Genomic DNA, 1,357 nt, shown 5'->3' with positions numbered 1-1,357 from the left:
CCAGAAATGGTCTCGGTCCAACGGTGGTCTCCTTCCGGGGACCTTGAATCACGTCGAAGCCATCGTGGGAATCCACTTTATGGGTCCCAGCCCTAAGCGACCAATTGCTAGGGCGCAGGGATGCACGGCGGCGTGCTCCTCCGCTGAGTGATCTCCAACTTAAAGTGAGGATGAAGACATGACCGAACTCGCAGGAAAGAGAGCTTTGGTTACAGGCGGCTCTCGAGGCATCGGTGCTGCGATCGCGGTGGAACTGGCCCGGCGCGGCGCGAACGTGGCGATCAGTTACGAACGTGCAGTTGATCGCGCGCAAGGCATCGTCGCGCAGATTGAGGAGGAGGCGCGAAGGGGCGTCGCCATCCAGGCCGATGCCGCCGATCCGCAGGCGATCAGGTCTTTGGTGAATCAGGCGGCGATGGAATTCGGCGGGCTCGACATCCTAGTGAACAACGCTGGCACCTTTCGAGGCGGTCCCATTGCCGAACTTAGTCTCGACGACATCGACACACTACTGCACGTCAATATTCGAGGTGTCGTGTTAACGGCTCAGGCGGCAATTCCCCGCCTCTCTGATGGAGGCCGCATTATCACCATCGGATCCAACGTCGCGGAGCGCGTGCCCTTTCCGAACCTCACCATGTATGCGCTAACAAAGTCGGCCCACTTGGCCTTCACTCGTGGTCTCGCACAGGAACTCGCGTCCCGTAACATCACAGTCAACCTCGTCCAGCCCGGTCCGATCGAGACGGAGTTGAACCCAGCCGACGGCGCGCTCGCGGACACCAATCGAGGTCTGACGGCGCTCAAGCGATATGGTACGGCGTATGAAATAGCCGCGGTGGTCGGTTTTGTGGCAAGCCCCGCGGCAAGTTTTATGACCGGCTCTATTGTCACAGCCGATGGCGGATTTAACGCCTGACCTTTTCCAAAATTCGTCGCGACCCGCAGAGGATCGGGGTTCATTTCGGCCTCGCGGGTTCGCTTGATAATCGCGCGTAGGACATGGACGACTCATAGGGTTCGTCGAGCTCCGAGGAGCGAGACCATCCCTATTCGGGATGGCCTCTCGGAACACATCGTGCCAAGCGACGCATATTTGATAGATAATTTACTCTGATGACTAGAGCGCGAAACCTGGTGTTCCATCCGCGCATAGCTGTAATAAGGCCCGCATTGCGGGGTTTTCGGTCGTCGTTCGCCACAAAATGCTGAATTCGACCACCTCTTGCGCATTGCTTAACCGAACGAAACTTACGCCCGAATAGAGGGTGTTATGTACTTCCCGACCGGCCTGATTCATATGGGAGGGCATGACGAGTGCCCGCAAGCCGTATCCCTCTGACGTTTCCGACGACGA

At 58.0% G+C, this 1,357-nt stretch carries 2 protein-coding genes; one reads left to right on the top strand and one right to left on the bottom strand.

Going from position 1 to position 1,357, the window contains the following annotated elements; genetic code table 11:
- Positions 1-178: 178 nt before the first annotated feature.
- Positions 179-919, top strand: a complete 741-nt coding sequence (locus FHR90_RS17165; RefSeq protein WP_176626610.1) for an SDR family NAD(P)-dependent oxidoreductase — start codon at positions 179-181, stop codon at positions 917-919.
- A 201-nt stretch (positions 920-1,120) separates the two neighbouring features.
- On the opposite strand, the gene FHR90_RS17270 is transcribed toward FHR90_RS17165, so the two are convergent.
- The coding region (locus FHR90_RS17270; protein ID WP_221188305.1) for a type 2 periplasmic-binding domain-containing protein at positions 1,121-1,357 on the bottom strand (237 nt) is incomplete at its 5' end.

It is taken from the genome of Endobacter medicaginis (assembly GCF_014192375.1).
GTDB lineage: Bacteria > Pseudomonadota > Alphaproteobacteria > Acetobacterales > Acetobacteraceae > Endobacter > Endobacter medicaginis.
This window is presented reverse-complemented; position numbering and strand designations above follow the sequence as displayed.